The sequence below is a fragment of the Peribacillus sp. NPDC006672 genome (genome assembly GCF_050274955.1).
Taxonomy (GTDB): domain Bacteria; phylum Bacillota; class Bacilli; order Bacillales; family DSM-1321; genus Peribacillus.
In genome coordinates this window covers 1-22,426 of record NZ_JBNNOR010000011.1, presented here as the reverse complement: position 1 = coordinate 22,426, position 22,426 = coordinate 1, and the positions used below count along the sequence as shown (strand labels likewise).

Below are 22,426 nucleotides of genomic sequence, written 5' to 3'. Positions count from 1 at the left end.
CCTTCACTCCTATTCAAACATTAGCGGCAAACTGTGCTGCGAAGAAAGTTTCCTTGTCCACCTGTATGGCCTGTAATCTTTCAATTTCGGCTTTTCTTTCCGGTTCAGCGATTTTAAGTCCAAGGAAGCCAGTATCCTCCCACATGATGCATCCTTTAATAAGATCGGCTAATATATCGGCATCTTTCAGGGCACAATTGAGTCCATATGCGCCTGTAGGAGTCATCGTATGGGCTGCATCACCTAATAAAGCAACGCCATCCTTTGACCACGTTTCACAATAGCTGCTGTAAACATCCAATAAAATGAAGTCATGCCAAGAGCGGATATTTTCACACACAACCTTTTTTAGTTCAGGAAAGGCGAAAAGTAAATCTTCAATGAATGGCTCAAAGGGCTGTTTTCGCAAATGGGGAAATGAACCATGTTCTATATTCCATCCAATTTGGATGAAACCTCCAGCCTGAGTGAAAAGGGCAACCTGGGAGTCATTGACCAATGCCATCTTGATCGAAGGCTTCCACCCCTCTGGAGCGGGAATTTTTGCCCACAGTAAATCATAGCCATGATTTTTAATCACTACTGGTATCCCCGCTTTTTTTCGAACCATGGAAAATCTACCGTCCGCTCCGATTATCAATGAACTCTGCACTTCCAGGTCATTTCCATCCTTTCGGGCCTTAACACCCGAAAACCGGCCCATTTCATTCTGAATCAAGCCCGTAACCCTCGTATTCATCATCAATTGAAAAGAGTCCAGCTTTTCAGCTTCATTCAATATTGCTGTAAGGAGATGATTCTGAGGGACATGTATCCCAACATGATCTACCGGCAATTCAGGGAAAATCCTTTTAAATATTTGGCCGTCATGCCAATATTCAATTTGTTCCATCCTAAGCAAGCCTAGTCTTTCCACACTCTCGAATAAACCGTGCTTTTTCAGAATGCCCTCTCCTTCTTCGTTCAAGAATTCGCCCCTGAACTCCCGTGCAACTTCAGAATGCCTCTCAAGCAGGACGACTGAAATGCCCTGTTTGGCCAATAGATAGGCTAGCAGCGCTCCTCCAGGTCCCGATCCGACTATGCATACATCTGATTTAACCTTCATGCCTATCACCTGTTGTCTATTTTAATTTAGGATAAGCAGTGATGCGTATGTCCTCTCCAAACGTTTCCACGCCAGAGAAGGAAACATCCATCGCTTCATCCATCGTATCAACATTCATTCCACTATACGGTGTTAGTGAGTTTCGTCCGCCCAATAGTTTAGGAGCTATATAAATCAAGTATTTATTGATAAGCCCTGCCCTTAGGAAAGAGGCATTCACTTCGCTTCCACCTTCCAGCAAGACATCCGTAATCCCCTTTTTATACAGCTCTTCCATCAAGGTCCTTAAATTCAGGCCCGAATCGTTTTTGGGGACGAAAATGAATTCAATCCCTTTTTCACGTAGAGCTGCCATTTTATCCGCAGCTGCATGTTCCTGCGTTACGATCATGGTTCTCGCATCTGATACCTGGAGAACGTTGGCTTCCATTGGAACACGTAATTCACTGTCTAAAATGATTCGGATCGGATTTTTTCCTCTGCCCTCCGGAAGTCTGGTCGTAAGTGATGGATCATCAGCCAAAACAGTCCCGATTCCAACGAGAATGGCATCCACCTCATCTCGGAGCAAATGAACGGAATGACGGGATTCTTCTCCTGTTATCCATTTTGAATGGCCTTTGTGGGTTGCAAGTTTTCCATCGAGTGTCATCGCATACTTCGAAATGACAAATGGACGGCTCGTCAGCATATTGTGAATAAAACGCTCATTCAGTCTTTGAGCTTCCTTTTCCAGGACGCCAACTTCCACTTCAATGCCTGCATCCTTTAAGATCGATATACCCCTGCCCGCAACTTCCGGATTCGGATCTTGCGTAGCCACCACAACTCGCCGGACACCTGATTCTTTCACTAAATTTGCACAAGGAGGGGTTTTTCCAAAATGGGAACACGGCTCAAGAGTTACGTATAGCGTTGCCCCTTCTGCATACTCACCCGCCATTTTGAAAGCATGTACCTCTGCATGCGGTTCACCCGCTTTACGATGGATTCCTGTCCCGGCTATCACACCGTCTTTAACTATGACTGCACCGACAACTGGATTTGGATTCGTCTTTCCTTTAGCACTTGCCGCCAAATCCAGTGCCAGCTTCATGTAATATTGATCATCATTCATACGGTTAGCTCTCCTTATACAATCATAGTTGGCTTCTTGTGGGGTATGTGTCCAGACTTCTTAACCTTTGTATCCAGATAGAAACTATTATCTTCCGTCAAACCGCCCCAAAGCGGAATATGGTCCTTTGCTGCAAGTCCATGCTTCATAAGGGCGTCCAACTTTTTGGGGTTATTCGTAATTAAAGTGACCGGATCCTCACGCAGTTCCTTCAACACTCGAATGGCTCCCTCGTAAGACCGCGTATCGTCTTCGAATCCTAAAGCCTGATTCGCCTCGACCGTGTCATAACCTTCCTGCTGAAGCAAATATGCAAGAGATTTGGAAAATAGGCCGATCCCTCTTCCTTCATGGTCAGCAAGGTAAAAAATGGCCCCGCACCCATGCTCGGCTATCATCTTCATCGATTGGTGGAGCTGGTAGCCGCAATCACAGCGTTTACTGCCAAAGATATCACCTGTATGGCAGATGCTATGCATCCGGACCAGTGCATCATCCGACTTTTTAAAATCCCCATACACCAATACGGAGGATTGCTGGCCAAAAGCAAGGTTGGCTTCCGAAAGCGAATCAAGCACCGCTTCCTTGTCATTATCCACGCCATCGAGCTGAAGCCATGTATACCATTGAAAAACCGTTGAGAATTCTCCTTGTTCAATAGGCAGGTTCACAGGCCCCACTAGGCATATATCAGCCTTTCCCGGAGTTTTAAGGATATTGATTTTATCTATTAAAAGGTCTTTTGTTTGCTGGGTTATTTTCATGTTAACATCACCTATTTTATAATTTTATAGTGTGCCTTCTGCTTACTTTAGGTAAGTAAGTATATTACTATACACTATACCTGTCAATGAAGCAGTTTACAAATAATAGTGTGTCTTTCTTCATAAATTCAAGAAGATTTTTTTCGGAAAAGGGTGATCCATAATCTAATCATAACGGCTGGCCTTTATACATAGTTTAACGTATAAAGAAAACGTGTCTATAGACAGACTTAAGGAAAGGAATGAAACCTTTTGGAGGATTTCCCTTATTTTTTATATGACCCTGACCTATTTCCGCTTCCCGTCGGGTCAGTGAACATGAATCGGGAACTGGAAGGAACATTGCGTCCATACTCGGCAACCAATCCAGATCTGTTAGTTAAATCGGCAAAGTCATCGCAAGCTTTATTGGTTGATGTAAAAAAAGTCATCGATACATTAGCCACATCCAAGCCTTTCTCAAACAGGTTGATGACTGCCGCCCAAGCATCGAATCAGAGTTTAGTTGCTGATATGATTCGAAAGATAGGGATTAAAAACGAACCCGATATCAAGTATAACCCTGATGGGATCCGTTTTGATTTCTATCCCAAAACAGGGGCTGAAAATTGTCATATCATCATCAGCTTGAAATGGAGGGACATATAACGTCCAACATCTTTTTTGTAAAAAAAACGAAGCCTATTTTCGGCTTCGGATCTTTTTTGGTTCATCTTGTTTTCGATTCAAAGGTTTCAACAAATAGTGCAAGCGTTCGTGCCATCACACCTGTCGCTCCCGGCGTGCACAATTCGGAGCTGCTCGAGGTTGTGGATGTTCCGGCAATATCCAGATGGACCCACGGAGTGTCTTCGGCAAATTCGCCTATGAAGGCTCCACCCATGATGGCATGTCCTGCCCCGCCAGGTGAATTATTTAAATCCGCTATTTTACTATTGCGTACCCTCTCTTTGTCCTTTTCTGTAATAGGCAATCTCCACATAGGCTCCCCGGCCTCCTCTGAGGCTTTAACCACTTGTTCATAGAAATCCGCGTCATTGGTCATTGCACCCGTCATATCCATGCCCAAGGCCGTTATAACACCACCCGTTAAAGTAGCAACGTCAATAAGATAGTCGGCACCATGATGTTTAGCGTAAGTTATGGCATCCGCCAAAACGAGCCGGCCTTCCGCATCCGTATTCAATATCTCTATCGTCTTGCCGCTCATGGCAGTGATCACATCATCCGGCTTGAGTGCCTCACCGCTGATCATGTTATCAGTGGATGGAATGACAGCCACGACATTTTGATCCGGTCCTAATTCGCCGATAATTTCCATAGCACCTAAAACAGCTGCGGCACCGCCCATATCGGTCTTCATTCCAACGATTCCGGCCTTCGTTTTCAATGAGTATCCACCGGTATCGAATGTGATGCCTTTACCAACCAACCCGATAACATCTTTCCATTCATCTTTACCTTGGTACTTCAGGACGATCATTTTCGGAGGTTCGGCGGAACCTTGATTGACAGCAAGGAGGGCTCCCATTCCCAATTTGAGCATATCTTCCTTCTCCAGGATCTCCACTTCAAAGCCATAACGTTCGCCCAAAGCAGATGAATAATCCGCCATATCCGTGGAAGTCAACAAATTGCCTGGTGTGTTAACCAATGTTCTTGCAGAGTTCGTCGCCCTTCCGAAGACCTTCCCTACATGAAGTGCGGCCCCGACCTCTTCTTTATCCGATTCACTGTAAACCGTAATCGATTCAATGCTTTTTTCGACCTGGTTCGATTTTTGCTTGTATCCATCAAATTTATACGAAGCGAGTTCAAAAGCCTCGGAACAAGCATGCGCTGCGTCCAATGCATCCAGGTTTTCGGTCGTGAATGTATCCAAAGCAATCGATAGCGTCGTAAGCTTGGATTCTTTAATCGTTTTACGCGCTTTCCCCAACGCTTCGCGCAGCGTTTCAAAGGATAGCTCCTTTTCCTTGCCCAACCCTACAAAAATCAATCTCTTTATGCCTAATTTACCTAATGTATGTATTTTAACTACTGATTTTTTCTTGGAAGGGATTTCTCCCGCTTTTACTAACTCGGTTAGCTGACCATCTAATCGTTCATCTGCTTCTTTCCCTATGCCTGAGAATTTTACGGGTCTGTCAAATACGCCTAGAATCAGGCATTCGTCAATCAAATCTATATTCAAGGAATCTTTTACTGTGAACATTCTGCTACCTCCTCCATTCGATTACCTTCATTATAACGAAATCTTTCAAAATTTTCGAATAAGGCCCATGGAAATAATAATAACAAGGGATATTGTTTAGAATGTGTGACTTTAGAGTAATAGTATAAGGAAGACCATATTTAATACTAATAACCAGCAGGGAATCGGCAGGACTGAATGGAACTAATAATAAGGGCCTTGTACCGAGCAGGATTCCTTATTTACCTATATATGGATTTCATCGTTACTTATAACTAGAAAGAAGGCTGATACTCTTGGAATTATTTCTCAACTTCCCTTTAATCGCAGCATTGATTGCCATTTTCTTTGCTCAATTCATTAAAGTACCCATCCACTTCATAGCTTTTCGCAAAGTTAACTGGTCACTTCTTAACTCAACAGGCGGTATGCCAAGCTCCCACTCTGCGGCCGTGTCAGCTTTAACCGTAGCAGTAGGGATTGAAACCGGAATGGATTCCCCTGTATTTGCCGTTGCCGCGATCTTTGCCGTCATCACGATGTTCGATGCGACAGGAGTAAGACGGCAGGCAGGAGAACAGGCAGCCGTCTTGAACCAGCTCGTCACGGACTTCAATACACTTGTCGAGCAAGCAAAGAACTGGCAGAAAAAAGCGGATAAACAGAAACAGCAACAATTAAAGGAACTGTTGGGCCATAAGCCAATCGAGGTATTTTTCGGAGCCTTGACCGGAGTATTCATTGCACTGGCACTTCACTTTTTCATCTTTCAAGGGTAGGTGGTCAAGTTTTGAAAATAATCTCTCTTTGCCCAAGCAATACGGAACTCTGCACATATCTAGGGATAGAAGATCAGCTGATCGCTATCGATGACTATTCTGATTGGCCCGAAACCATACAGCACCTTCCTAAAGTGGGACCGGATTTATCGATTGATATCGATCATGTAAAATCACTGAAACCCGATTTGGTGCTGGCTTCCCTCAGTGTACCGGGTATGGAAAAAAATATTGAAGGATTAAAAGAACGGAACCTCCCTCACATTATCTTCAATCCGCAATCACTTGAAGATATCGCAAAGGATTTGCTGACCTTGGGCAGGGCCATGGATCTTAATGATAAAGCAGAGGAGCAGGCAGCAAAATTCCGGGATACCATCCTTCAATATAAAAACGTCGCCGCCAAAATCGAAACAAAGCCGTCCCTATATTGGGAATGGTGGCCAAATCCCTTATTCAGCCCTGGGGGAGTTAACTGGTTATCCGAGATCAGCCTTCTTGCGGGAGGATATAACCTTTTCGAAGATGTGGACATGGCAAGCATTCAAGTCACGTCCGAAGAGGTTCAGAAAAAGGATCCAGACCATATTTGCTTAGCTTGGGTCGGTGTCCCTTTACGAAAAGTCAACCCGGCGCTTGTCAAGAAACGGAAAGGGTGGACCGATATGAAGGCAGTCCGGGCTAACAATATTCACATTATGGAAGAACCCTTATTCTGCCGGCCTTCCCCCCGTTTACTGGATGGGCTGTCAAAATTGGCAAAGACTCTGCATCCTGAAGAGTACAAAGGCATGTCTTAAGGGCGTTTAAAATGAACAAAAAAGCTGCCCCAATTGAGGCAGCCTTTTTACTTTCGCTTTCACCGATTTGGCTTTTAATAGATTTTTTCCATCATTTCATTAAAAAGCAAAGGAAGATACATTCTCGTTCAATGTTTTTCCGGCGATTTTAGGCTTGAATACTTGCCTGATCTTGGTTTCATTCAACTTGTTTAGCTGTTCTTCAGATAATTCGCCGTTCCCTTTCTGCACAACATATACTTCAAGGGTTTTCTTTCCCCACTTTTCGTACACATCTTGTACGGTGTCATAGTATAGATCCAGATGGTTTCCTTTGATCGCACCGCCCTTGTCCGCTACAACCCCATATCCATAGCCCGGAATCCAAAGGATGGTTCCGAGAGGGAATACGGCAAGATCGGCGGCAATGGTGGAAAACAAATCCCGTTTCACCTTCACCCCTGAATAAGTGATTCCATAGGATGGGCTTTCCGGATACTTTCCGGTTGATTCATACCCTGCTGTATAGCCTGTAGCCAAAACTTCATGCTTCGGATATTTCAAGAGCTCCATTGCCTCCAATATCGTCGTGGGACCATTGCTCATGGATGCGGATGCCATTAGCGTTGCCACTTGACCTCCACTATGGATCGCTTTATATTCGAGACCAAGCATTCGATGTTGTCTCATTGCCTCTTCAAAAGGATGATCTTCAGGCGCAGCCCCAAAAACATGATTTAAGGTTGAGTCGATGGCCAAGATAAATAATATGATAATAGCAACCCTCAAAAATAATGCCTTTACAATCTTCATATGTATTAATTCCACTCCTCTCACAAGGATATTTGTTCCCTTTCCAGAGTGAAAGTATTCATAAAATATGAAAAGATCCAATTTTCCCTTACAAAAAAAGGACCGTCCATAAATGACGGCCCTTCCCATTATCAAAACATTTGATATCCTTTATTCCTTAGAATCCTGATGACCACACCAGCTAAAACCGCACCAAGCAGCCCGCTTGATAAAATAATGATGTCTGCTGAATGCAAGGATGTAAGGTTCGTTCCAAGATGTGAAAAAGATATTCCCGGGTTTCTAAAATATTCTATTAGCTTCGTTTCATTGACAATGATGATGAAGACGATTGGAAATAAAATGACCATGATCCACGAAGAACGGAAGAGCATATTCAGCAAAAAGCCAATTCCGAAAAACAATATAAAAAATAAGAGTATTGAGATAATTAAAACAGGCAATGGCATGTTATTCTTGACCCTCCTTAAAAGCGACACCTTTAGTTTACTGAAAAAATAATTGCTACGTCAACGACTTAATGCCAAATAATACCGAAGAAAAGATAATTACCCAAATCACATGAATAATTTATATGATGTATAGCCAAAATGGTCTCCCGGGTTCAACCCATCAAGCATCGTCTGCATTCTTTCCTTTTTAAAAGCTAAAAGCTGTTCCAATAATAACGATTGCTTCCCCTCTTGTATGAGTAAATCAGGGTCATAAAATTTAGCCTCATATAACTCATCCAATTGAGCGGTGACTTCAAAACTGATCGGTTTAAGTAAAAATACTAACATATTATCACTTATTTCCCCTTTGATGACTCCGCTTCTCACTCCAACAATTCCTTCGATTTCTGTATGAATGCCCGTCTCCTCCAACACTTCCCTTACGACAGCTTCATCAACGGTTTCATCATTTTTGACAAAACCTGCCGGAAGCGACCACTGCCCTTTCAATCCGCCATACCTTTTGTTCACGACCAGCCACTCGCCTTTATCAGATATCACAAGACCGGACACTGCCAACCAAACATTTTTGCATCGTTCCACCAAAACACACTTCCCCTTCATTCATTATAAGTAGTGTAAATTCCAAATCGCTAGTGAACATACGATGATGTACCACATATAAAAGGTGCCCATGGCACGCTCATCGATTGATGCCATTGAAAAGGCCATTCAGGGACAATCCCCAAATGGCCATCATTATATATCGCAAAAAATCAAAGGACGTTGAATTTACCTTTCTTAGCAACCAAGGAAGCTCCGCCAATCATTAGCAATGCCCTGTTATCAACCATTTTCTTCATGAATGATGCAGTCTTGCCTGTAACTTTCTTGCCGAATACAACTCCAATCGCATTATCATGACCAAGTGAACATACCGTTCCTTTGTTTTCGAAAGTGAACGTTTCAAGGTCACTTTCATTACGAACCAATTTAGTCAGATTCTTCGCAATGACCTCACCTTGTTGCATGGCGATTTGTGCAGTAGGCGGATATGGACGATTAATTTCTTCGTTGATGATCAAAGCGCAATCCCCTACGATGAAAATATCATCATGACCCGGTGCACGCATGTCAAGGTTCACTTTAATACGTCCGCGCATTGCTTCAAAACCTGATGCTTCAATCACTGAGTTACCACGCACGCCAGCTGCCCATACAACAGTCCCCGCTTTGATTTCTTCCACTTCATCTTCGCCTCTAGCGACGATGATTCCTTCAGGAGTTGCCCCCTTGATCGGTGTACCGATTTTGAATTCCACACCTTTTTTCTCAAGGTAGGAAACTGCATAATCCACTAATTCCGGATCGAAGCCAGGGAGGACGGCTGGTGCTGCCTCCACACAATACATACGAACCTTTTGGAAATCGATGTCGTATTCTTTACAAAGTTCAGGAACACGGTTAGCTAATTCGCCAAGGAATTCGATACCCGTAAATCCTGCTCCGCCAACAACGATCGTCAAGCGGTCTTCATTTTTCTCGACCTCAGAACTGTACGTAGCAAATTGCAATTGGATATGATCACGGATTTCACGTGCAGTGTTCACGTTAGAGATAGAGAAAGCATATTCTTTTAGCCCTTGGATCCCGAATGTTTCCGATTCAGGTCCAAGTCCAATCACTAGGTAATCATAAGAAATTTCGCTTTTTTCAAGGATGACTTTTTTGTCTTCTGTTTTCACTTTTAAAACAGAATCTTGGATGAATTTAACTTTGCTGCCGTTAATGACACTTTTGATTGGATAGCGCACACGATCATGATGAAGCGTACCAGCAGATGCTTCATGCAGCCATGTTGTTTCATAGTGGTAATCATTTTTGTTAACTAATACGATTTCTGCTTCATTTTGACCTAATGCCTTCTGTAAGCGAGTAACAGTCATCAGTCCACCATAACCTGCTCCTAAAACAACGATAGTTGGCTTTTTCAAAAGTATTCGTCCACCTTTACGATATTTTCTTGTGATGCTTTCCATAACTAAAATCTATTGTCTATCTTATTAATTTCCATTATAAAAAGCACTCTTATACATTTGTGACGTATTTCACGTAATACTTCGTAATTGTCATAAAAAATTCACTAAATGATGTATAAGTAAATATTAGTCTTTTTCCATACCTTTTTCAAGTAACAAACCGAACTTTTTCTCGTGAAAAATAAAGCTGAAAAACGATGCTTTTCACCCGGTGACGGACCATATTCATACTATATGTTCAACCTTGGTAAAGAGTATTTTTATCCACTTATGAAAGGGGGTGACCAGTCTTCATAATGCAACCGTTCAGTTATATTCAAAACTTTCTAACTTTTCTAATCTTACTCCCTTTTTTAAAAGATTATCTATGTTAAAATAAGAGAATAAATTTCAGCAAACCTAGTATATCGGAGGGATAAAGTTGGAAGTTAACGAAAAAGTTTATGACATCACCATCATTGGCGGCGGCCCAGTTGGATTATTTACTGCATTTTATGGCGGCATGAGACAGGCATCCGTAAAAATCATCGAGAGCCTACCACAATTAGGCGGACAATTGTCGGCCCTTTATCCTGAGAAATATATCTATGATATCGCAGGTTTCCCCAAAGTGCGTGCTCAGGAGCTAGTGAATAATTTGAAAGAACAAATGGCAAAGTTTGAACAAGAGGTTGTCTTGGAGCAAGCCGTTCAAGAAGTGGAGAAGCAAGCAGATGGAGTTTTCAAGTTAACGACGGATAAAGAAATCCATTATTCCAAAACCATCATCATCACAGCTGGAAATGGGGCTTTCCAACCCCGCCGCATCGAAATTGATGATGCAAAAAAATATGAAAGCAGCAACCTTCACTATTTCATCGATGATCTCAATCATTTTGCTGGCAAAAAAGTGGTGATCTTCGGAGGTGGGGATTCAGCAGTGGACTGGGCACTTATGCTGGAGCCGATCGCCGAGAAAGTGAGCATCATTCACAGAAGAGATAAATTCCGTGCCCACGAACATAGTGTAGAAAACCTTAAAAATTCAAAAGTTGAAATAAAGACTCCTTACATACCTTCAGAGTTGATTGGTACAGACCGCCGGATCCATACAGTTGTCATCAAGGATACAAATGGTGAAGATACAGAAACGATGGAGGTAGATGCAGTCATCGTCAACTACGGCTTCGTTTCTTCTCTTGGTCCTATTAAGGAATGGGGACTTGATATCCAGAAGAACAGTATTTTGGTGAATTCAAGAATGGAAACGAATATTCCAGGAATTTATGCAGCCGGTGATATAGCAACATATGATGGCAAAGTCAAATTAATCGCAAGTGGTTTTGGTGAGGCACCCACTGCTGTCAATCATGCCAAGCAATATATTGACCCAAAAGCAAAAGTCCAGCCCATGCACAGTTCTTCAATGTTTTAACAATATTACGAAAAAGAACCGGCTTTCATTAAGCCGGTTTTTTTGTCCCCAATTCCAAGATTGTGGATAACTATTTCCCATTAGTTATCCACAGTGCTAACCATGTTATTCGATGGAAAGGAGAATATACTTTAATTGAAGGAGCAAACGGAACGACCGGAAAACAGATAATTGGGGAACTCATCAAAAAATCCACAAATGAATGGATATGGAATGATCCGGAAAGGAACAGGCTCGAACGATAAAAGAACTCGGCGGGCATCCAATCCTTGCAGATTTAGAGGGAAATGTGGATAAAGAGTGGATAACATCGAAGCCATCATTTTTCAGCAGGATCTGGACCACTTTTTCGTCCTTCATGACACTTTTTTTGACCGTCCACGAATTTATTCGACCTTCTCCAGAGCATTTATTTTGCGGTCCACGCAATAATCCGCTCCCCTTCCGCCTACTTTCTGCCTTGCCTCCTCGACACAAGCGCCTTTGGTGTCTCGCTAGCCAGTTATTCGGCAGAGTGTCGTAAATTTCTTTAAATGGTTCGGGAACATTCCGAACTCCTTTTTGTCTACAAACTGAAGGGGGGCACTTGTTAAAGTGCCCCCCCTTTTTTCCAAATGAACAGAGTTTGTTAGCAATTCTCCGGTGTACCGGCGTTTTTTGCCGTTTTGAAGGAAGACCCGCAACCGCATGAAGCGATAGCATTTGGGTTTTCAATCGTAAAGCCTCCACCCATCATCGTTTGTTTATAATCAATTACCGTTCCATTCAATATATCTGCATCCCCGTTATCAACAAGGATCTTAATTTCAAACTGTTCCAGCTGGCTATCTTTCTCTCCGGGCTCATTTTCAAAACCCATTCCATAGGATAATCCACTGCAGCCCCCGCCTTTGACGGCCACTCTTAAAAAGGAACCCTCTTCACCATTTTGTTTCATCATTTCTTTTATCTGAAAAGCGGCAGCTTCCGTTATTTGAACAACTTCACTCACAATAAATCCCTCCTTCTTCTTATAAGTGAGATAGAACTATTTCTCTTTATAGTATATACCAAAGAATTTCCCACGCTCAATTTTCCGGCTTGAAAAAATTCATATTCCCGCACCTATTTTACCAACATTATTTTAAAAATGGTTTATAATAAGAATTATAGGTATATCGAACTGAATACTTTGACCTAATCAAAAAAAGGAAGGGAGGTAATTTCCATCGAAGATATCCAGCCTCTATATGACAAAAACATGGAATGCCTTCTATGCAAACAAAAATCAACCACAAAAAGGGTACGATCGCATTTTGTAAAAGTAGCTAAATATGATACGGACTTTTGCCCCATTTATGCTGATTCAGCCATTAAAGCCCTTTACTATAATATTTTTGTTTGCCCTCACTGCGGCTTTTCCTATTCCGATGATTTCTCCCGGCAATTCCCTCCAGCCACAAGGGAAATCATTATGGAAAAGGTAAGCTCCCAATGGGTTCCCCATCATTTCAGCAATGAGAGATCCATTAAAGACGCTATCAATACATACAAGCTGGCAAGTTATTGCGGGGCTTTAAAAAAGGAAAAACATATTATCCTGGCCGGAATCCATTTACGGATTGCCTGGCTATATAGGATCAATCGGTCCAAGGAACAAGAGGAAAGATTTTTGAGATTCGCACTTAAGGAATATGAAGCATCCTATTCAACGGGAGACTTCAGCGGTACCCAGGTATCTGAAGCCAGAATCCTATATCTCGCTGGCGACATCTCCAAGAGAATAGGGAATGAAAAAGCAGCAATCAAGTACTTTTCGTTAGTATTCGAAAGACAAAAAAATGCCCGGGAAACCTCCATCATCCAGATGGCCAGGGACCGCTTTCAGGAAATTAAGCAAGAACAGGGCAACACCCCACCCGTTGCTGGAGCTATGAATGGATAAAGCAATGAAAAGGCTGTCCCAGGCAGGGACAGCCTTTTTACGTCCTTGATGATTAAAACATGTCAAATTCATCAATGAACTTATATATTTTATCTACCAATTCATCCGTTGTGTCACCGGAAACCACTTCACCGTTTACAAGCGCATATAAGTTACTGGAGCATTTGCCGCAATATCCCAAACAACCATATTCTATGATATCTAAATTCGGATCCCGCTCCAATCTTTCCAGAGCCTCTTGAGCACCGCTGGCCAGATTGCTTACACAAAATTCAATAATCGGGTACATTGTTTCACCTCACAGTTACTAACAAACCATCTTATTACTTTTCCCAGTTACAGTCAATATTTACGCATATAAAATAAGCCGATTTTAAGATACAGGTTGTGATTTCCTTTTATATTCGTTATACTTTTGTCGGGGTACGTAAAAAAAGAAAATTATTTAATTTTTTTATTCTTACTACTATCGGGGTATATATATTTAAATAACTTTAAAAGGTTCATTTGGGGAAATACTATAATGGGATAGTTGTTTTTCACAAGTGAAGCATTTATCAAATTTTTAAGAGATCAAATAAAGGGGAAAATAATATGAAGAATTTAGTCATACTTGGTGGTGGGTATGGTGGTATGCGCATGTTGCAAAGATTGCTGCCTAATCAGCTTCCTGAAAATGTGAGCATCACGCTTATCGACCGGAATCCTTATCACTGCTTAAAAACGGAATATTATGCTTTAGCAGCAGGTACCATTCCTGATCAGCACATCCGTGTTGCATTTCCTGAACATCCTCGCTTGAAGAACGTATACGGAGAAGTACTTTCCATCGATATGGAAAATAAACAAGTCATTATAGAAAATCAAGACCCTGTCGTTTATGATGATTTAGTCATCGGCCTTGGCTGTGAAGATAAATACCACAATATTCCTGGAGCAGACACACACACCTATAGTATCCAAACAATCGATAAATCACGCCGCACATATTCAGCTTTGAATAATTTAGGGGCTGGTGCAACCGTTTCTATCATAGGTGGCGGACTTAGCGGTGTTGAGCTTGCAAGTGAATTGATTGAAAGCCGTTCAGATTTAAACGTTAAGTTATTTGACCGTGGACCGCATATTCTATCTGCTTTCCCAGAAAGATTAAGCACATTTGTCGAGTCTTGGTTCGATAAACATACAATCGATATCATCCATCATTCAAATATAACCAAAGTTGAGCCGAACCTTCTTTATAATGGCGACGAAGCCATTCAGAGTGACGTCATCGTTTGGACAGCTGGAATTCAGCCAAGTAAAATCATCCGCGATATGGATATTGAAAAAGACCGTCAAGGAAGAGCGGTTCTGACTCCTCAGCATTTCCTTCCTAATAATGACAGCATCTTTGTGGTCGGTGACTGTGCAAGCCTGCCTCATGCACCTAGTGCTCAATTAGCGGAGTCCCAAGCTGAGCAAATCGTCCAAGTCCTTGTGAAAAAATGGGCAAATGAACCACTTCCAGAAAGCTTCCCTACCATGAAATTAAAAGGGACATTAGGTTCTCTTGGGAAGAAACAAGGTTTTGGTCTTGTTGCAAACCGCCCTATCACTGGAAGAGTGGCACGATTAATGAAATCAGGCATTCTCTGGATGTATAAATACCATAACGGTTAATTCCAAACCTTCTTATGCGATTACATTTCATAAATGACCCATGGAGCTGCGTGCAGCTCATTCATGGGTCATTTTTTTGTTTCTTACATTATATATCACACTTGTATTACATATCCATATCTTTCCATAGTTTCCACCACTTTTTTTAGCCGCACATTTCCTTCTTCAATGATTTCATCTTCAATGAGGACCAGTGGATAAAATAAATCTTCTTCGATCATCTTCATGGCAAAGCTCTTTTGCTTCACCTTTTCTGGAGGATTATATATATCTATATAGGTTATTTTGAATTTCTGCTCAGGAAACTTTCTCGTTAAAGCAGCCTCAAGCCACTCACAAGTATCTTTAGAAGAGGGGAGATTTACACAGCTCGCGCAAATTTGCTCCGCTCCATACACTTCTATCTCAATTTCTTTCATTACCATACTCTTCCTCCACCATTTTAGTATTTTTACTTCATTTTGAATACTTTTTAGAAACATTCACCTGTTTCCATCTTACCAGAATAATATAGATTATATTTCCGCAAAGTTTACAGTTGGATTTTTTACTACCTTCGCATTATAATATGATTAGGAAAGGAGTCGATTGCAATGTCTGAACAAACAATGGAAGTTCAAGTTCAAGAAGTCCTAGATAAGCTTCGTCCGTTTCTTCTTCGTGATGGCGGTGACTGTGAACTAGTTGACGTAGAAGATGGAATTGTAAAATTACGATTACTAGGAGCCTGCGGAAGCTGTCCTAGTTCGACCATTACGCTAAAAGCTGGGATTGAGCGTGCCCTTCTTGAAGAAGTCCCTGGTGTAGTGGAAGTTGAACAAGTTTTCTAATAGCCCTTTAAATAACATGCAGCGTATGGATGAAGGATCACCTCATCTATAAACGTTCAACCTTTTTTCGTGCAGACCGGAACCTTTTCTGGACTGTTATAAAATAAAGCTGACTCGGCTTTTGCCCTATCAAATGATTTGATACGGCTTGACGCGGGTCAGCTTTTTTATAATCTACTGTGTTTAAATCAAACATGGCTTACGATTTCAAAAATTTCAATTCCTTTTATTCTTGTTCTGATAGGATTGCCGTATGGCTGCCATCATTATCGATTTCCAGCTCTTTCACAAGAAATTCCGGAAATTTCCCCTTCAATCCAGTGAACACACTTTCGCATTTTTCTGCGGATGCCAAGCATAAAACCGTGGGACCTGCTCCGCTTAGGGCTGTACCAAATCCGCCTTCTTTAAGGACAACCTCTTCTATTAGTGCTAAATGAGGGACTAACCCCGCCCTATAGGGTTGATGGAAACGATCACTTTGCATCATTTCACCTACAAGCTTCCAGTCTTTGGATAAAATTCCCGCAAGCAAAACATTGGCGGCTGCACTTCCGCTTATCGCATCTTTATAGGAAAGCGAATTCGGAAGGACATCTCTTGAATCCTCAGTAAGCAATTCAAAATTGGGAATGACTGCAATCACCTTAACTCCCTCGATCGGAAATGAAACGACATCCGTTCTTTCCTCTGAATGCAGACCCACAACCATTCCACCATACACAGATGCCCCTGCATTATCCGGGTGCCCTTCAAAGAGGGAAGCATGCCTATTCTTTTCCTCATCGGATAAATGGAGTTCACCAACGATGTTCGCTAATTCAATACCAGCTACAATGGCAGAGGCACTGCTTCCAAGCCCCCGTGCCAGTGGAATTTCACTAGAGACGAAAAGCCGGCATGGGGATAGTTCCTTTCCATAAAAAGCAGCCGTTTTCTTGGCAATTTGCACGATATAATTACGGTCATCCCTTGGAAAAACAGACATTTCCTCTGAGAGCGGAACGACTTCCCAATGATCTGATGAAGATCCGTGTATTTCCAAGTAAAGTCCTAGCGCCAAACCGATGGAATCGAATCCTGGTCCTAAGTTGGCCGTACTCGCCGGTACACGGATCAAGAACATCTCTGAATCTGCACTCATGCCTGGTTCACACCTTGTAGATGTCCTAAAATGACCTCTTCATCCATTGGCAACAATGTCGGTTGAATCGTGCTTGTATCGACTGCCACATTCGGATCTTTCAATCCATTTCCTGTCAGTACCGCAACGATCTTACTGCCCTTTTTGATTTCACCGCTTTTTAATTGTTTATAGATGCCTGCAATGGAAGCACATGATGCTGGCTCTGCAAATACTCCCTCTTTTTTAGCGAGAAAATGATAGGCTTCCAGAATTTCTTCGTCTGTCACCTCATCAATTTTACCTTTGGATTCATTTGCTGCTTCCACAGCGAAGTTCCAACTGGCTGGATTACCAATCCGGATGGCAGTTGCAATCGTTTCGGGGTTTTCGATAATGGTATCCCTGACAATTGCTGCCGCCCCTTCCGCTTCGAACCCTCTCATTTCAGGAAGGCCCGTTTGTTTCGATTCATTATATTCTTTAAACCCTTTCCAGTAAGCCGTGATATTACCTGCATTCCCGACTGGAAGCGCCAATATATCCGGTGCAGACCCGAGAGCGTCACAAATTTCGAAAGCCGCCGTCTTCTGCCCTTCAATCCGGTATGGGTTGACCGAATTCACAAGAGTTATCGGTGAGCTCTCACTAAGTGAACGGACGATTTTTAAAGCCTGGTCGAAGTTCCCTTCGATCGAGATGATTTCCGCTCCGTACATAACGGCTTGAGCAAGCTTACCCATTGCTATTTTTCCTTCTGGAATGACAACGATACAGCGCAGGTTGGCACGAGCGGCATAAGCTGCGGCAGCAGCCGATGTATTCCCAGTAGAAGCACAGATGATCGTGTCGCTACCCGCTTCGATCGCTTTGGCGACGGCCATGACCATTCCGCGGTCTTTAAAAGATCCAGTTGGATTCGCCCCTTCATATTTTACATGTAAGTCGATTCCCCACTCTTCGGATAATCGATTCAGTCTAATTAAAGGTGTATTCCCCTCCAAAAGGGATAGTGGAGGTGTATTTTCATTGACAGGTAAAAAGTCTTTATATGTGCTTATAAGTCCTTGCCAGCTCATTAGATGTCCTCTCCTTCAACTCTGTATGTGCTCTTCACTTCTCTTACCATATTGTAATCATGTAACTTCTGTATTATTTGCTCAAATGCAGCCAATGTGGCAGTATGCGTAACTAATACGATTTCGGAAGATTCCTTTTCATCCAGCGGCAATTGAAGGATTTTATCAAACCCTACCCCATGCTCGGCAAATAAATTCGTGATTCGGGCTAAAACGCCAACTTCATCCTGAACATGCAATCGAATGAAGAACTTAGCGAAGATCTCAGTAGCAGCTTTTAATTGTTTCGGGTACTGCGGTGAAACGGCACTACGGCCATTTACGCCCAGCCTCATATTCTTGATGACCGTCACCATATCCGAAACGACTGCAGTCGCGGTCGGTAGACTTCCCGCTCCTGGTCCATAAAACATCGTCTCCCCTACAGCTTCACCATAAACGTATACCGCATTATATTCATTATTTACCGATGCTAATGGATGTGCCTCCGGAAGAAGTGCAGGCTGGACGCTGACTTCGACCCTATCCCCTGCCCTGGAAGCGACGCCGATCAACTTCATTGTATAACCAAGCTTTTTACTATATCTCAAATCCTCTTCGGATATCTCGGTGATGCCCTGTACCTCCACATCATTCAAGCCAATGTTCATTGAGAACCCGAGTGTGGATAGTATCGCCATTTTACGGGCAGCATCCAATCCCCCTACATCGGCTGTAGGATCGGCTTCAGCAAATCCCAGCTCCTGAGCTTCCTTCAATACGTCATCATAAGCTCTGCCTTCCTTGCTCATTTTCGTTAAAATGAAGTTTGTCGTTCCATTGACGATTCCCATCATTTTCGTGATGCGGTCAGAAGACAATCCATCGACAAGACCGCGTAAAATCGGAATTCCGCCTGCAACACTTGCTTCATAGAATAAATCACATTGATTCTCGGTGGCCAATTCCAGCAGTTCCGGTCCATATAAAGCCATTAGATCTTTATTGGCCGTAACGATATGCTTTTTATTTTTTATTGCTTCCATCAGATAAACGCGTGTTTCTTCAATTCCACCCATAACTTCAATTACAACATCAATCTCGGGATTCGAAAGGATATCCTCAGGATTGTCAGTTAACATACCTTTATCAATATCGACAAGCCGCTCCTTCGTCGTGTCTTTGACTAGTATCTTCTTAATGGATATTGAACAGCCCACTTGATGCGTGAGCTTGTCCTGATGACTTTCGATGATTTGTACGACTCCTGATCCAACTGTACCTAACCCCAATAAACCGATTGAGATGGCTTTCATATTTGGTTCCCCCTTAAGAACTGTTTACCTGAAGAAAACATTTGTATTTGTATAGTAGACATTATAAGATTAATTCATCTAATTATCAATAGTTAGAAAAGATGGATGTACGAACTTTTTTGGTCCATCCCTTGAATAAGTAAGAACGGATAGCACTAATTTTTTTATGGGAAAACCATTTTGAAGATTATTACTTAACGCTCTTTAATGAATCATTTGTACCCATTACTATATGTGGCTTTTGCAAGGGATCCATCCATTTCAGTAAACTCAGGACGTTCTTTTCGGCAGTGGCTATGCATCCCGCCGTCGGCTTTGTTTCCCCTCTCCATATATGAAGAAAGATTGCACTGCCTTTTCCTTTTATGATGGGATTCGTATTATAATTGATGACCGCCCCATACCTATATAGTTCATGATTCATCCTTTCGAAAGACTTCCATTTATCTGCCGGATTCCCTTTATAGGTTTTCCACTTGTTATAATCCTTGGATGTTTGATCATCAATCCAGTAGTCATAATTGGTCGTTTTCCTATAGCTCATTTTCATTCCGGCCGGCTTCGTTTTGCTTCCAAAGGCAGTACCAAATGAATAAATCCCAACCGGGGATTTGCCATCACCCTCTTTTTTGCTCTTCGTGAAGCCGTTCTTCCCAATGACGCCCTCCATCTTCTTTAATGCCCGTCTCCATTCACCTTGTTTCTTTTCATAGGTTTGGATCGTGACCTCCGTATCACTCATCGATTTCCCTTTTACCGATACAACTTGGTTAACGCCCTTTCTCGAATCGAACTTCTGCAGAAGGGCTTCTTCACCGGAACTGAAAACCTCTTTTGCATCTGCCATCTTGATATATGCAGTCTCTTTTGAGTGACAGACCTTATACCAGTTTCCAGTTCTTCCACTTGCCGATAATTCTTTATTTTTCTTATAGCTCTTTAATGTTTTACTTGCAGCCGATGCCTTTTCTTTCATATCCGTAGTAGACTTCATAACAATCTTGAATTGAGTTGCTTCGCAATTTGTTTTCATTTCAGCTTTAGCAAGATTTGTCGTCTGGATGACTAAAAGGAATAAAAGGGCCGCCATTATCAATCTTTTCATGGACTCACCTTTCCACATCTTTAAGTAATTCGCTTTAAATATCTAACTATTCAAAAAAATCTTGTTATCATCATAACATAGTAATTAAGGATGAATCATATTTCTTTCCTAAATCCAGTCAATTTGAGGCAAATTATATTGCTTGGCCGGAACTTCCGCCAATTCATAAAAATGTTTGAGGAATGATTCATATTGTTGGGAGGATTTCGTGATCGACGATATTTTGTCCTCCAATTCATTCGACCTTGATTCCGTCGGTTTTGAAAAATATTCTTCTACGGTCTCAAAGTAATGAATGGGAAATAGCATTCTCGAATATAACAACCGGGCTGAAAAGCTGGAGAATTGTTCTATAGTCTGATATTCGTGAAAGAAATGGCCAATTCCTCGCTGATGAGTATGCACATTTTGAAAATAGTGTTCCCTCACCCATTCCGCCACATCCCTGGTGCCGTGATCGAATACCCAATCAAACGGATTTTTCATCCATTTATTGTTTTTCCAGGTATCATGTAAAAAACGTTCATAACATACCGTTCCACTATCGACAATTTCCGGGGTATCATCAATTTCCGTGTCGACTAAATATTGAATCGCATTTTCACCAAGTACCATATAATAGGGAAAGGTTTCTATAAATAATTTTTCAAACTGGTTATCAGGATGGGCATTGAGCTTATCCCTCCAAATCATTTCTAACTGATCGATCCTTTGTTCCCAAAGTTCTTTCCATTTACCAATCCTTGAACATGTTTGAATCGGTGCATTAATATTTCTCCCGCGCTGGTGAAATCTTGCCAGACGTCTTCCTGGGTTGAAATTTTTCGGGCCTTCTAAAGCCTGATTAGCAAGAAGGATGAATAACTGTTCATCCGCTTCCGAAACATAACTTCCATGATTGGCAAGGACAAAGACCGATACATGACGATCTCCTTGTGAAATCATGTGTTGAGACATTTTATGCCGTTCCACTAATTCTTCCTGCTCCATATTTCCAATGGGAACAATGCTGTAAACCATATTCCCTGAACGGAAGCTTGGAAACCTGCTATTGGCTTCTTCAGGCCCTACCTGTATACCATAATTATTAAAAATGATTTCTTCTATCATGGAATGGCCCCCTTCATTAATGGATATAGAAATATTGGACATCATATACTTATATATATGTGGAATAATCCGTTTTCTGAATGATTATCGAAACCTTATTGGAAATTCGCATTAAAACATTTTTCATGGGTTTTCATTTTAATCAACTAAAAACTGCCGGCATTAGAACATCCCTTTAAAATATAGAGAAATGGGTGATTACATGGCTAATATTGAACAATCAATATCTGAACAAACGGCTCGAAGATGGTTAAGTGAAAGAGGAGTGAAATTGGAGGATATCGCTGAACTTGTCATGTATTTACAAGCAGGTTACCATGAAAATCTGCAAATGTCCGATTGCCTTCACAATGTCGAACGGGTCCTTTCAAAACGCGAGGTCCAAAATGCCATACTGACAGGTATTCAGTTGGATATTCTAGCTGAGAAAAAATTGCTCGAGGAACCCTTGTTAAGTATCATTGAAATAGATGAAGGCCTATACGGGGTGGATGAAATATTAGCTTTTTCTATTGTGAATGTTTACGGATCCATTGGCTTTACTAATTATGGTTTCATTGATAAGCAAAAGCCGGGGATCTTAAAATATTTGAACGATAAAAGCACAGGTAAGGTAAATACCTTTCTAGATGATATCGTTGGAGCAATTGCAGCTGCCGCTTCAAGCCGGCTTGCCCATAGAACTGAAAATGCAGAATAGCAAATCATTCATTTCATTGATTTTCACTGTTTTACGACATAAAAAAAACAGGGCTGCTTTCGCGAGGCTGCTGAAAAACTCACGTTTTTCTAACTAGTACGGTAAATCAAATTAAAAAAAGACGATTCTCATTCGATACTTGAATGGAAATCGTCTT

24 protein-coding genes are annotated in these 22,426 nt (G+C 41.8%); 8 read left to right on the top strand and 16 right to left on the bottom strand.

Annotated features, from left to right (window positions below):
- Positions 1 to 13: 13 nt before the first annotated feature.
- The 3 genes from ACQKKK_RS18035 to ACQKKK_RS18025 are packed head-to-tail and all read right to left on the bottom strand — an operon-like array spanning position 14 to position 2,989.
- Complete coding sequence (locus tag ACQKKK_RS18035; RefSeq protein ID WP_427617878.1) at positions 14 to 1,108, bottom strand: FAD-dependent monooxygenase; 1,095 nt, start codon at positions 1,106 to 1,108, stop codon at positions 14 to 16.
- A gap of 16 nt (positions 1,109 to 1,124) precedes the next feature.
- Entirely contained in the window at positions 1,125 to 2,225 is a 1,101-nt protein-coding gene (gene ribD, locus ACQKKK_RS18030; RefSeq protein ID WP_427617876.1) for a bifunctional diaminohydroxyphosphoribosylaminopyrimidine deaminase/5-amino-6-(5-phosphoribosylamino)uracil reductase RibD, read from the bottom strand.
- A 14-nt stretch (positions 2,226 to 2,239) separates the two neighbouring features.
- A complete protein-coding gene (locus ACQKKK_RS18025; protein WP_427617874.1) occupies positions 2,240 to 2,989 on the bottom strand; it encodes a GTP cyclohydrolase II in 750 nt (249 codons plus the stop codon).
- Positions 2,990 to 3,241: 252 nt separating this feature from the next.
- Between ACQKKK_RS18025 and ACQKKK_RS18020 the strand changes: the two genes are divergently transcribed.
- Entirely contained in the window at positions 3,242 to 3,637 is a 396-nt protein-coding gene (locus ACQKKK_RS18020) for a hypothetical protein (protein WP_427617872.1), read from the top strand.
- A gap of 61 nt (positions 3,638 to 3,698) precedes the next feature.
- On the opposite strand, the gene ACQKKK_RS18015 is transcribed toward ACQKKK_RS18020, so the two are convergent.
- Positions 3,699 to 5,204, bottom strand: a complete 1,506-nt coding sequence (locus ACQKKK_RS18015; protein WP_427617871.1) for a leucyl aminopeptidase — start codon at positions 5,202 to 5,204, stop codon at positions 3,699 to 3,701.
- A 275-nt stretch (positions 5,205 to 5,479) separates the two neighbouring features.
- On the opposite strand from ACQKKK_RS18015, the gene ACQKKK_RS18010 reads away from it, so the two are divergent.
- The gene (locus ACQKKK_RS18010) at positions 5,480 to 5,962 is read left to right on the top strand and encodes a divergent PAP2 family protein (protein ID WP_061465453.1); all 483 of its coding nucleotides are present in this window, start codon (positions 5,480 to 5,482) and stop codon (positions 5,960 to 5,962) included.
- Positions 5,963 to 5,973: 11 nt separating this feature from the next.
- Entirely contained in the window at positions 5,974 to 6,762 is a 789-nt protein-coding gene (locus ACQKKK_RS18005) for a cobalamin-binding protein (RefSeq protein WP_427617869.1), read from the top strand.
- A 99-nt stretch (positions 6,763 to 6,861) separates the two neighbouring features.
- Here the strand turns inward: ACQKKK_RS18005 and ACQKKK_RS18000 are convergent, their stop codons facing one another.
- The 4 genes from ACQKKK_RS18000 to ACQKKK_RS17985 all read right to left on the bottom strand — a co-directional run bounded on the left by ACQKKK_RS18000 (position 6,862) and on the right by ACQKKK_RS17985 (position 9,982).
- Complete coding sequence (locus tag ACQKKK_RS18000) at positions 6,862 to 7,554, bottom strand: 3D domain-containing protein (protein ID WP_427617867.1); 693 nt, start codon at positions 7,552 to 7,554, stop codon at positions 6,862 to 6,864.
- Between the two features lie 131 nt (positions 7,555 to 7,685).
- Positions 7,686 to 8,003, bottom strand: coding sequence for a YuiB family protein (locus ACQKKK_RS17995; protein ID WP_427617865.1), 318 nt, complete (start codon positions 8,001 to 8,003; stop codon positions 7,686 to 7,688).
- A 108-nt stretch (positions 8,004 to 8,111) separates the two neighbouring features.
- The gene (locus tag ACQKKK_RS17990; protein ID WP_427617863.1) at positions 8,112 to 8,612 is read right to left on the bottom strand and encodes an NUDIX domain-containing protein; all 501 of its coding nucleotides are present in this window, start codon (positions 8,610 to 8,612) and stop codon (positions 8,112 to 8,114) included.
- A 152-nt stretch (positions 8,613 to 8,764) separates the two neighbouring features.
- On the bottom strand, positions 8,765 to 9,982 hold the full coding sequence (locus tag ACQKKK_RS17985) for an NAD(P)/FAD-dependent oxidoreductase (RefSeq protein ID WP_427617862.1): 1,218 nt from the start codon (positions 9,980 to 9,982) through the stop codon (positions 8,765 to 8,767).
- 466 nt (positions 9,983 to 10,448) lie between these two features.
- Here ACQKKK_RS17985 and ACQKKK_RS17980 point away from each other — a divergent pair, with 466 nt between their 5' ends.
- Positions 10,449 to 11,441: an NAD(P)/FAD-dependent oxidoreductase gene (locus tag ACQKKK_RS17980; RefSeq protein ID WP_427617860.1), complete on the top strand. Its 993-nt coding sequence runs from the start codon at positions 10,449 to 10,451 to the stop codon at positions 11,439 to 11,441.
- A 628-nt stretch (positions 11,442 to 12,069) separates the two neighbouring features.
- Here the strand turns inward: ACQKKK_RS17980 and ACQKKK_RS17975 are convergent.
- Entirely contained in the window at positions 12,070 to 12,432 is a 363-nt protein-coding gene (locus tag ACQKKK_RS17975) for a HesB/IscA family protein (RefSeq protein ID WP_061465461.1), read from the bottom strand.
- A gap of 210 nt (positions 12,433 to 12,642) precedes the next feature.
- Between ACQKKK_RS17975 and ACQKKK_RS17970 the strand changes: the two genes are divergently transcribed.
- Positions 12,643 to 13,365, top strand: coding sequence for a DUF2225 domain-containing protein (locus tag ACQKKK_RS17970; protein ID WP_427618065.1), 723 nt, complete (start codon positions 12,643 to 12,645; stop codon positions 13,363 to 13,365).
- Positions 13,366 to 13,417: 52 nt separating this feature from the next.
- Here ACQKKK_RS17970 and ACQKKK_RS17965 read toward each other — a convergent pair whose 3' ends face one another.
- Positions 13,418 to 13,654, bottom strand: coding sequence for a YuzB family protein (locus ACQKKK_RS17965; protein ID WP_427617858.1), 237 nt, complete (start codon positions 13,652 to 13,654; stop codon positions 13,418 to 13,420).
- 305 nt (positions 13,655 to 13,959) lie between these two features.
- On the opposite strand from ACQKKK_RS17965, the gene ACQKKK_RS17960 reads away from it, so the two are divergent.
- Complete coding sequence (locus tag ACQKKK_RS17960) at positions 13,960 to 15,027, top strand: NAD(P)/FAD-dependent oxidoreductase (protein ID WP_427617856.1); 1,068 nt, start codon at positions 13,960 to 13,962, stop codon at positions 15,025 to 15,027.
- Between the two features lie 95 nt (positions 15,028 to 15,122).
- On the opposite strand, the gene ACQKKK_RS17955 is transcribed toward ACQKKK_RS17960, so the two are convergent.
- Complete coding sequence (locus ACQKKK_RS17955) at positions 15,123 to 15,452, bottom strand: YuzD family protein (protein ID WP_427617854.1); 330 nt, start codon at positions 15,450 to 15,452, stop codon at positions 15,123 to 15,125.
- Positions 15,453 to 15,620: 168 nt separating this feature from the next.
- On the opposite strand from ACQKKK_RS17955, the gene ACQKKK_RS17950 reads away from it, so the two are divergent.
- Entirely contained in the window at positions 15,621 to 15,857 is a 237-nt protein-coding gene (locus tag ACQKKK_RS17950; protein ID WP_034310199.1) for a NifU family protein, read from the top strand.
- Positions 15,858 to 16,083: 226 nt separating this feature from the next.
- On the opposite strand, the gene thrB is transcribed toward ACQKKK_RS17950, so the two are convergent.
- The 5 genes from thrB to yutH form a co-directional block, all read right to left on the bottom strand.
- The gene (gene thrB / locus ACQKKK_RS17945) at positions 16,084 to 17,001 is read right to left on the bottom strand and encodes a homoserine kinase (RefSeq protein WP_427617852.1); all 918 of its coding nucleotides are present in this window, start codon (positions 16,999 to 17,001) and stop codon (positions 16,084 to 16,086) included.
- The gene (gene thrC, locus ACQKKK_RS17940; RefSeq protein WP_427617850.1) at positions 16,998 to 18,059 is read right to left on the bottom strand and encodes a threonine synthase; all 1,062 of its coding nucleotides are present in this window, start codon (positions 18,057 to 18,059) and stop codon (positions 16,998 to 17,000) included. The genes thrB and thrC overlap by 4 nt, the downstream gene beginning before the upstream one ends.
- The gene (locus ACQKKK_RS17935; protein ID WP_427617849.1) at positions 18,059 to 19,354 is read right to left on the bottom strand and encodes a homoserine dehydrogenase; all 1,296 of its coding nucleotides are present in this window, start codon (positions 19,352 to 19,354) and stop codon (positions 18,059 to 18,061) included. The genes thrC and ACQKKK_RS17935 overlap by 1 nt, the downstream gene beginning before the upstream one ends.
- A 190-nt stretch (positions 19,355 to 19,544) precedes the next feature.
- Complete coding sequence (locus ACQKKK_RS17930; protein ID WP_427617847.1) at positions 19,545 to 20,459, bottom strand: L,D-transpeptidase family protein; 915 nt, start codon at positions 20,457 to 20,459, stop codon at positions 19,545 to 19,547.
- A gap of 108 nt (positions 20,460 to 20,567) precedes the next feature.
- Positions 20,568 to 21,569, bottom strand: coding sequence for a spore coat putative kinase YutH (gene yutH / locus ACQKKK_RS17925; protein WP_427617846.1), 1,002 nt, complete (start codon positions 21,567 to 21,569; stop codon positions 20,568 to 20,570).
- A gap of 202 nt (positions 21,570 to 21,771) precedes the next feature.
- On the opposite strand from yutH, the gene ACQKKK_RS17920 reads away from it, so the two are divergent.
- Positions 21,772 to 22,269 (top strand): phosphatidylglycerophosphatase A family protein, encoded by a 498-nt coding sequence (locus ACQKKK_RS17920; protein ID WP_427617844.1) that lies wholly within the window; start codon positions 21,772 to 21,774, stop codon positions 22,267 to 22,269.
- The last annotated feature ends 157 nt before the right edge of the window (positions 22,270 to 22,426 follow it).